General features: G+C 71.5%; 9 protein-coding genes. 6 read left to right on the plus strand and 3 right to left on the minus strand.

Features of this window, described 5'->3' with window-relative positions; genetic code table 11:
- Positions 1–323: 323 nt before the first annotated feature.
- Complete coding sequence (locus ACFVX9_RS37900) at positions 324–926, plus strand: tetratricopeptide repeat protein (protein WP_387986601.1); 603 nt, start codon at positions 324–326, stop codon at positions 924–926.
- A 463-nt stretch (positions 927–1,389) separates the two neighbouring features.
- Here ACFVX9_RS37900 and ACFVX9_RS37905 read toward each other — a convergent pair whose 3' ends face one another.
- A complete protein-coding gene (locus ACFVX9_RS37905) occupies positions 1,390–2,283 on the minus strand; it encodes an NADP-dependent oxidoreductase (RefSeq protein ID WP_387986627.1) in 894 nt (297 codons plus the stop codon).
- Positions 2,284–2,362: 79 nt separating this feature from the next.
- Between ACFVX9_RS37905 and ACFVX9_RS37910 the strand changes: the two genes are divergently transcribed.
- Together ACFVX9_RS37910 and ACFVX9_RS37915 are read left to right on the plus strand one after the other, a co-directional pair.
- Positions 2,363–2,950, plus strand: coding sequence for a TetR/AcrR family transcriptional regulator (locus ACFVX9_RS37910; RefSeq protein ID WP_380368682.1), 588 nt, complete (start codon positions 2,363–2,365; stop codon positions 2,948–2,950).
- Positions 2,951–3,113: 163 nt separating this feature from the next.
- Positions 3,114–3,554 (plus strand): hypothetical protein, encoded by a 441-nt coding sequence (locus tag ACFVX9_RS37915; RefSeq protein WP_331744487.1) that lies wholly within the window; start codon positions 3,114–3,116, stop codon positions 3,552–3,554.
- 58 nt (positions 3,555–3,612) lie between these two features.
- On the opposite strand, the gene ACFVX9_RS37920 is transcribed toward ACFVX9_RS37915, so the two are convergent.
- The gene (locus tag ACFVX9_RS37920; RefSeq protein ID WP_159398696.1) at positions 3,613–3,918 is read right to left on the minus strand and encodes a hypothetical protein; all 306 of its coding nucleotides are present in this window, start codon (positions 3,916–3,918) and stop codon (positions 3,613–3,615) included.
- A 307-nt stretch (positions 3,919–4,225) separates the two neighbouring features.
- On the opposite strand from ACFVX9_RS37920, the gene ACFVX9_RS37925 reads away from it, so the two are divergent.
- The 3 genes from ACFVX9_RS37925 to ACFVX9_RS37935 all read left to right on the plus strand — a co-directional run bounded on the left by ACFVX9_RS37925 (position 4,226) and on the right by ACFVX9_RS37935 (position 7,170).
- Positions 4,226–4,969, plus strand: coding sequence for a hypothetical protein (locus ACFVX9_RS37925; protein ID WP_387986606.1), 744 nt, complete (start codon positions 4,226–4,228; stop codon positions 4,967–4,969).
- 489 nt (positions 4,970–5,458) lie between these two features.
- Positions 5,459–6,949 (plus strand): NUDIX domain-containing protein, encoded by a 1,491-nt coding sequence (locus ACFVX9_RS37930; RefSeq protein WP_387986608.1) that lies wholly within the window; start codon positions 5,459–5,461, stop codon positions 6,947–6,949.
- Positions 6,950–6,951: 2 nt separating this feature from the next.
- A complete protein-coding gene (locus ACFVX9_RS37935; RefSeq protein ID WP_380487504.1) occupies positions 6,952–7,170 on the plus strand; it encodes a hypothetical protein in 219 nt (72 codons plus the stop codon).
- Between the two features lie 77 nt (positions 7,171–7,247).
- Here ACFVX9_RS37935 and ACFVX9_RS37940 read toward each other — a convergent pair whose 3' ends face one another.
- Complete coding sequence (locus ACFVX9_RS37940) at positions 7,248–8,507, minus strand: FAD-dependent oxidoreductase (RefSeq protein WP_387986612.1); 1,260 nt, start codon at positions 8,505–8,507, stop codon at positions 7,248–7,250.
- Positions 8,508–8,787: the final 280 nt, after the last annotated feature.

Raw genomic sequence — 8,787 nt, forward strand, 5'->3', positions numbered from 1 at the left:
ACCTTCGAAACCAAGAAGCGAGACCGGCCACGCACTCCCGGTCACGTTCAGTACACCCTCAAAGTGGCCTGGCACCCGCCCCTACCTGCGGAAACGCCCTAACTCACCGGCATTGCAGGTCAGGGGAACTTTTCACCCCGAAGGCCCAAAGATTCCACAGCGCCTACGAGGAGGGGCTGCCGGCCGTCCGCTACCTCATACGCGAACTCGAACTCCTGCGTGAGCACTTCTCCCCCCACGGGGTGGAGCTGCTGGCCGGACTGCGCCACCAGACCGACCAGCTGTAGTGCCACGCTGAGCGGAACCGAACCACGGAGGGTCACGTGCTTGATCACCTCATCACTCACAACGGCAACCTGCGGATGGTCCCCACCGACCGGAACGAGCTGACCACCGCGGTCGGCCAACTCCACGAGGAACTGCGGGCCTTGCCCGAGGAGGCAGACCCCGCTCGTACTCAGGTCCTGACCAGATGGATCGGCATCGGCCAGATGTGCCTGGGCCACCATGAGGAGGCCCGGACGTTCCTCCGGCAGTCGCTCGACCTCGCCGCAGCGATCGGCAACACCCGGGCCGTCCTCGCCACCGGGCTCAACCTCGGCGACGCGCACCGCTACGCCGGTGACGTGCAGGGTGCGGACGCGCTCTACCGCAGCGCGCTGAACACCGCGCGGAGCCAGCACCCGGAGCTCCTTGACTTCGCGCTCCAGCACACCGGCAAGCACCTCATGGAGCGTGGCGATCTCGCAGGCGCCCAGGCCCGTCTGCAAGAAGCGCTGCGCCTGCGGATCGCCAAGGGGGACACCGGGCTGGTCGATTCCACACAGGCCGCACTCGACCGGGTCGAGCTGCTGATCGGCCAGGCCGACGCGTCGGCGGCAGACAACGCGGCACCGCGCCAGCGGAGCGGCCAGTGGACCGCATAGCTCCAGTCCCGCACCACGGCCCGGACGCCGGCCCGGTGGGCACTCGAATGCGACCTCGCCGCAGGTGACTGCGCCGTATTCGACGGCGCGCTCACGCCGCACGGCCGGACGCCGCTCAGCGCCGGAGAGCGCGTCATCCTCATCTCCTTCGGGTTCCGCGCGCGCGACCAGGCTTCGCGCACGGTCACGAACCTTCCGCCGGCCCCTGCGTAGCGCCGGTGCGCCCTACGCCTTCCGCCCGCCGCTGACCATCTCGCACCCCCACCGCCCTCAACCCCCAGCGGCGGGCCCGCCTCCGCCCTGCGACTGCTCCCGCTGCCGCAGGGCGGACGACGATGCCCTGAGAACACGCGCCGCAGGGCGGTAGAAGGGGCCACGCCAGGGTCGTGACCCCCACCACCTCGGTCTGTTTCCACAGGTCGGGAACAAGGTGCAAGGGTGGTACGTCTTTCCGGAATGCGGCTCAGACGAGCACGACCCGGCGCCCGCGGGTGTGGCCGGCGTGGCTGTCGATGTGCGCTGCCGCGGCCTCGGCGAGCGTGTACGACTTCTCGACCGGAATGTGGAGCCTGCCCCGCGCGATGAGGTCGACGGCCTCGGCGAGCGCCTCCGTCATGCTCCCGGCCACGCCGGAGAACCGGACGCCGAGCTGCGGCGCCCCGAGATCGGCGATGGAGACCACCTTCTGCGGATCCCCGGTCAGCTCGACGAGTTCGCGGATCACGCCCGAACCGGCCAGGTCGAGCGCCGCGTCGACCTGGCCGAGTTGCCGCACCCGCTCGACCCAGCCCTCGCCGTACGTCGTGGCGACGGCACCCAGGCTGCGCAGGTAGTCCTGGTTCGCGGCGCCGGCCGTGCCGATCACCGTGATGCCGCGGTCGCGGGCGATCTGCAGCACTGCCGAGCCGACTCCCCCGGACGCGCCGCTGGCCAGCAGCGTCTGCCCGGGCCGCACGCCGACCTGGCGGATGATGCGCAGCGCGGTCTCCACCACGGACGGGTACCCGGCGGCCTCTTCGAACGTCAGTCCTTCGGGCATCCGGGCCCAGGCCGACAGCACGGCGAACTCGGCGTAGGTACTTGAGCCCTCGCCGAACACGTGGTCGCCGGCCTCGATCCCTTCGACGCCCTCGCCGACCTCGTCGACCACCCCCGAGGCGTCCTGCCCGACGCCGGAGGGCAACTCGATCGGATGGGCCTGGAGGAACTGGCCTTCGCGGATCCTCCAGTCGACGGGGTTGACGCCCGCCGCCCGTACGGCGATGCGGATCTGACCGGGGCCCGGGTGGGGCTCCTCGGCGTCGACGAGCTGCAGAACGTCCGGCCCGCCGAACTCGGCGAAGCTCACCTTCTTCATGTTCTTCATGCGATCGACCGTAGCACTAACGGTTAGTGTTTCGGAACTGTTCCACCTTCGTATCTGCTAGCGTGAGCGCATGACCGTGCCGCCCGGACGCCGCGAACGCAAGAAGGCCGCGACCCGCCAGAAGATCGCCGACACCGCCCTGCGGCTCTTCCTGGAACGCGGGTACGACGCGGTGGGAATCCGGGACGTGGCCGCCGAGGCCGACGTGGCCGTCACCACGCTCTTCTCCCACTTCGCCTCGAAAGAGGCCCTGGTGTTCGAACGGGACGACGACTTCGAGCAACGCCTCACCCAGGCGGCCACCGGCCGGGCACCGCACGAGCCGCTCATCCCCGCGCTGCGCCGCGAGATCCACGCCCTGGTGCGCCATTGCACGGCGGACGCCGCCGCCCCGATCTGGCGCATGATCGAGGAATCACCTGCCCTGCGGGAGTACGAGGATTCGATGAGGCTGCGCCACGCGGACTCGCTGGCAACGGCCATCGCCACCGACCTCGGCCTGCCGCAGACCACGACGGCCTGCCGGGCGATCGCGAGGTTCGCGATCGACGCCTACACGCTGGCCCGCGAGGCGGCCGATCCGGAGGCCGCGGTGGACGAGATCTTCCGGATGATCGAGGCGGCCTGGGAGGTCACCGGCCCTGCTCGACGCGCGTGAAACGTCGCGGAGCAGCCCTACGCTCGACGCGCGTGAAGCATCGCGGAGCAGCCCCACAACCGCACTGAAGGTCCCTTCGACAAATCGGAGGGACCTTCTTGTCTGCAACACATCTACTGCGGTTATTTGTGTTCAGGATCCGGGGCTGCAAGGGTGTTGCACCATGAGGATCACGATCACCGTGGAGAATCCGACCCCCGAGGCGCTGGAGAAGCTGCTCGCCTTCGCCACCATGCCGGACGCCGTCGTGACGGCGCTGCCCGACGACCGCTGGACACCGGAGCGGGCCCGCTCGTACTACGACCGCCTGCCGCCCCGGGCGCAGCAGATCCTGCTTCAGGTCGTCGAGGGCGACGGCGAGTGCGCCGCAGAGGAGTTGAAGGCGAACGGCCGTAGCCTGCGGGGATCCACCGGCGCGTTCCGCCGCGTCCTCTCCGAGGGCAAGCGGACCGGCCTCTGGCCGGACGCCCTGCCCGTGCCGCTGGTGTCCCACGTCGTCGGCGGGCAGCTCAAGAAGCTCGAAATGCCCGGATTCGGCACCGACCAGTACCCGTACTCGGCCTTCGAGGAGGGACTGCGTGACGCGCCGGCCCGCGATCGCTGACCGCTGACCGCTGACCGCTGACCGCCCGGGAAACCGCTCAGGCACGCACCCCCATCAGTCAGTTGTCGCTGTTGACGTTGGTGAGGGCGGCGCTGTAGCCCGTGGAACAGTACAGGGTGTCGGAGCCGTCGCCGGTGTGCCAGCGGCCGTTGATCGTCTGCCGGATGCCCTTGACGCTGTCGCTTTCACAGATCAGGACGAGTTGCCAGTGGTTCTTCGGGGCGCTGGTCTGGCAGTTGACGGAGCCCCAGTTCTGGCCCTGGTTGGTGACGCAGTAGGAGATCGCCGAGGCTGACGGCGCGGCGATCAGCCCCGCTCCCATGAGCAGTGCCGCCCCGGTGCCGATGGCTGCGATTCGACGCATGACCTTCTCCTTGTCGTAGATCCGACACAGCATGTGCGGTCAGCATTCCGAAGATGTGAATGCGTGTATACATGAACAGCACAACTGGCCGAAACCGACCCTTCCGCTTCGGTCCGGTGGCGCGCCGGCCTGCGGTGCAGGTGAGGGCTCGGGGAGGGCGTAGCAGTCTGGTGACATAGCAGGGCCTGTTTCGTCGACTGCTCACACTAACTTCGTTCCTGTACGCAGCCACGTTGCTCCTGGCCCCCGCAGGAGAGGCCACGGGCAACGCGCTGTTCCTCACCCGTACTTCGCCCAGGAGCACCGCATGTCGACCTTAACGAACCGTCGCTCGTCCGCTGTCCGTACGCTGGCCGGTTCCGCCTTGGCGGCCGCCCTGCTGGTGTCCACCGCGACAGCGTGTTCCAGCCCGTCCCCCGCGAACCAGACCGCCGCGCCGGCCGCCGCGCCCACCACGCCCAGCGCGCAGGGCACCACCCCGCCGGCCGCCGCGCCCAGCGCTCCCACCACGCCCGACGCCGCCGCGCCGGCCAGCACTCCGGCCGCGCCTCCCGCGCCCGGCACCGCCGCTCCGGCCGCCACGCCCACCGCGCGCCACACCACCACCACGCCGGCGGCCGCCCCGCCCAAGGGGACGTCCCCGGTCCGCACCCAGAAGCTGGTGGACGGCAGCACGGCCGAGATCCGCGCGACCGGCAACCAGAACTACACCGCGAAGATCGTCAACAACGGTACGGAGTACGGCACGTTGGAGACGCACGACTCCGACGCCGGGGTCGACTTCAACGACATGTTCATCGTGCTCTCGCTGGACGGCACGGCCCACTCCTGGATGGGCGGCGGGCACCAGGGGCCGGGCACGTTCAAGCTCGCGGGCGGCTGGACGGCCAAGGTCACGAAGATCGGCGAACTCCACTACCGCGCGCAGATCCTCGGCAACGACGGCGCGGTGAACGGCACGCTGGAGGCGAACCAGCAGGACGCCGGAGCCGTCGCCAACGGCGTGTACATGGTACTCAGCACCGGCGGCGAGATCAGCGCCAACATGTGAACATGAACAAGATCGTGCTATGAACGCCCAGGAACCCGTCGGCGGGCCGCCGGCGGAAACCTCTTGGACCGCCCGGCCAGCCGAACGAGTGAAGCCGGCGGCGACTGCTCCCCGCGCGGCCTCGCCGCCCACGCGGGCGTCAGCAGCAGGCTCGAAGCCCGCCTGACGACCGTGCTCGAACAGGCTCTCGCCGCCCGTGCGCTGGGCTCCGCCACCCTGCCGACCGCCGTTCGCGACCGACTGGAGGGCGTACCCGACACGGCGGCGCGGTGCTCGAAAACTCCCCGTTCGCCCCGGGCGCGCCCGGAGGTGGCCTGCTTGAACCCCGCGCGCGAACAGCGCCATCATCTGTCCCCTGCCGACCGCACGGCCGCCCCAACTCGGCTTCCCTGAGGCTGATTCGGCCCGCCCCGGCGCGCCGGCAGGAGGAGCGCCCCGGCGCCCCCGCTCAGCAGCCCCGTCGGCCCGAGGGAACGAGGAGTCCGCACAGTGATCGACTTCAAGGTGCTGACCGCACTGGCCGCCCACGAGGACATCGAGCGGATCGGCGTCGGCGTGGTGGTCCGCGACGCCTCCGGCCGGATCCTGATGATCCGCCGGGCCGTGCACGACGCCCTCCCCGGCCTGTGGGAGTACCCGGGCGGCGGCCGGGAGGACGGCGAGGGGATCGGCGGCCGGGAGAGCGGCGAGGGGATCGAGGCGGGCGCGGCCCGGGAACTGGCCGAGCAGACCGGGCTCGCCGGGCTGCCGCTGGAGTACGCGCGAAGCCTGGACCTCACCGACCGGAACGGCCGGCGGGTACGGCAGTTCGTGTTCACCGCCGTCGTGCCGGACGGCACCCCGGTCACGCTGTCGGCCGAGCACGACGACCACCAGTGGGCCCGTCCCGACCAGCTGCCGCAGGCCGGCGACGGAGAGCGCGAGGTGATCGGGTGGCTCACCCGCCGCCTGGCGATCCCGGGCTGGCGGCCGGTCGGCAGCTACCTCACCACCGTCGCGCGGCCCACGGTCTACGGATGCTTCCTGGTCACCGACCCGGACGACCGCATCCTCGGGATGCGCTCGACCATCAACCCGGCCGTGTGGAGCCTCCCCGGCGGCAACGTCGAACACGGCGAGGCCCCGTTCGGCACGGCGCTGCGCGAGGCTCAGGAGGAACTCGGCCTCGACCTCGCCGCGGAGAACCCCGAGGTGATCGCCCGGCGGCGCCTGGTCGCGGTCGTCCACGAGCAGGCCGGCACGGAGTACCCGGTGCCGGTGTGCGGATACGTCTTCGACGGCGGCGTCCTGACCCCGGAGCAGCAGGCCCGCATCCGGCTCGACCCGGCCGAGCACACCGAGTGGCGCTTCGAGACCGCCCACGACTGGTGCGACCTGATGCCACCGGACCGCTACCAGCGGCTCCTCCAGGTGCTGCGCGCCCACCGCTGCGGCACCCCGATGTATCTGGAACGCCCGTCCCCGGAGGGCGAGTTCGAAGGAATCATGGTCCTCGTCACCGACCGGCACGGCCGGCTGCTGATGCACCACCGCGACGACAAGCCGGGCATCGCCTGGCCGGGCTACTGGACCCCCATCGGCGGCTGGCGCGAGGGCGTCGAGACCCCGCAGGAGAACGCGGCGCGCGAGGTCCGCGAGGAAGCCGGCATCGAGATCACGGGGCTCCGGATCCTGCCCGGCCCGCACCACGAGCTGGTCTCCCCGCTCATCCACGTCCTGCACGCCGCCTGGGACGGCCCGGAGGAGGACCTCCGGCTCGGCGACGAGGGCCTGGCCGTCCGCATGGTCCCTCTGGCCGAGGTGCTCGACCTCAACGTCCCGCCGTACCTTCAGCACTACCTGCCGCTGTTGGCCGACGGGACCGACAGGGCCGACCAGCCCCGCGAGGAGGACCTCGTGAACCAGCCCGGGCGCAACGGAACCGGCCAGAGTGAAACCGGCCGGTCGGGCCGCCCGGCCCCGTCGCAACCGTCGGCCTGAGGATGGCCGGCCGCCACCGCCGCCCGCCCGAGCCGCAGCTGCCGGCCGACACCGATGCCCGGCTGCGGGCCATCGCCGACCAGCGGCCCGTCGTGGAGGAAGGCATCGTCACCTTCCCCGCCAGCACCGTCCCGTACGCCTACCGCACCGTGCACCGGCCCGACGGCGGCACCGACCGGCACCTCGTCCGCCTCGACCTGCCCCGGCGACCACCCGGGTGACCGGCGCGGCAGCCCGTTCCTGACGATCCATCACCACGGGTGGACCGCCATCCAGGACCCGCCCCCGCCCCGAACGGCTACCTCTGTCCGACCCGCTGTCGGCCGGTTCGCCGGGAGGCGGCCACGACGGAGAAGGCGTACTCCCGCATCCGGAGCTCGTAGGCGCGTACGCCGTCCACCAGCGGCGCGCCGGAGGCCGCGGCCCCGGCCAGGGCCCGCGTCAGCTCGGCGGCGTCGCGGATCGCGGTGTTCGCGCCCATCGCCAGCACCGGGCTCATGGCGTGGATCGCGTCCCCGAGCAGGGTGACGGGGCCCGGCTCCCACGGCGGTACGGGGCTCGCCGTGGAGATGCGCAGCGGGAACAGCGAGTCGGTCTCCCAGCGGTCCAGGAGGCGGTGCACGTCGGGGTGCCAGTCGTCGCCCACCAGGCGTCCGGCCAGCTCGCGCAGGGCGGGGCCGTCGAGACCGCGCAGCGCCTCGAACGAGGGCATGGCGGGGTGGTCCACCGGTGCTCCCACCAGGCAGGCGACGTAGTCGCCGACGGGGGTGAGGGGGACGGGCGGTGTGTGTGCCGGGCCGGCGGCGCCGGGAGGGCGGGCGAACCGCACGGGCCCGAACCCGACGTGCGGACTTCCCTGCCCACCGGTCACCACGGTGAAGATGCTGTCGAACACCCATGGCGGCAGCGCGGCCGCCTCCGCCCCTCCGGCCTCTCCGACCCCGGTATCCGGCGCATCCGGCGCGTCCAGCGGGATCCTGCCGTAGATCAGGCGCAGTCCGGCGTCCTCGACCCGGGCGTGCGGCAGCAGCTGCCGGCGTACTGCCGATCCGACCCCGTCGGCGCCGACCAGGAGGTCGGCGCTCGCGCTGCGGCCGTCGGCGAACCGCGCGGTGACCGTTCCGTCCTGCTCCCTCTGCCAGCTCAGCAGTTCCGCGCCGTAGCGCACGGTGTCCGCCAGGCCGGAGAGCAGGATCTGGCGCAGCGTCGGCCGGTTGAACGCGTACGAGCGGTACGGGCGGGCCGCGCCGCCGGCGGGGTCGGGGTCCGGCGCGGTGGGCCGGTCCGCGAGCGTGCCCAGGTGGCGGTCGCGGACGGAGACCCGGGCGGGCGGCGAGGCCGCGGTCGCCAGGCCCAGCCGGAAGAGGTGCTCCGGCAGGCAGTGTTCCAGGCCCGCGAGCCCGGGTTCGTCGAGCTGGACGCGGTAGCCCTGCGGCCTCACGTCCGGGTGCGGGTCCCGCTCGTACACGGCGACGTCGAAGCCGCGGGCGCGCAGCCCGTGGGCGAGGGTGAGGCCGCCGAGTCCGGCGCCGGCGATGATGACACGGTGCTGGTGCACAGTCTTCTGCCTTCGTTGTGGTCACGAAGGAAGCACTGGGGTTCCCCGAAGGGAACAAACACCGCGAGGGCGCCGCTCAGAAACACCATTCAGGAGCGATTTTTCGCGCATTCCGTTGAATCTGGACCCACAGTAGCAGTGAGCCGCGGGGTGGGGGATCGGCAAGCGGGGACCCGGCAACAAACCCAGGGCCCCCTTTGATGTTGCGGTCCCCCCACCCAGCACTGCGGTTGCGCCAACAGAAGACCCAAAGCCCAGTGGAACCACGGTCACTAGCATA

Origin of the sequence: Kitasatospora sp. NPDC058243, assembly GCF_042882025.1 — a bacterium.
In the GTDB taxonomy this organism is placed as follows: domain Bacteria; phylum Actinomycetota; class Actinomycetes; order Streptomycetales; family Streptomycetaceae; genus Kitasatospora.

Coding starts and splice junctions, on each gene's coding strand:
- ACFVX9_RS37910 (WP_380368682.1), top strand. CDS start 2,363: ATGACCGTGCCGCCCGGACGCCGCGAACGCAAGAAGGCCGCGACCCGC.
- ACFVX9_RS37925 (WP_387986606.1), top strand. CDS start 4,226: ATGTCGACCTTAACGAACCGTCGCTCGTCCGCTGTCCGTACGCTGGCC.
- ACFVX9_RS37920 (WP_159398696.1), bottom strand. CDS start 3,918: ATGCGTCGAATCGCAGCCATCGGCACCGGGGCGGCACTGCTCATGGGA.
- ACFVX9_RS37935 (WP_380487504.1), top strand. CDS start 6,952: ATGGCCGGCCGCCACCGCCGCCCGCCCGAGCCGCAGCTGCCGGCCGAC.
- ACFVX9_RS37915 (WP_331744487.1), top strand. CDS start 3,114: ATGAGGATCACGATCACCGTGGAGAATCCGACCCCCGAGGCGCTGGAG.
- ACFVX9_RS37905 (WP_387986627.1), bottom strand. CDS start 2,283: ATGAAGAAGGTGAGCTTCGCCGAGTTCGGCGGGCCGGACGTTCTGCAG.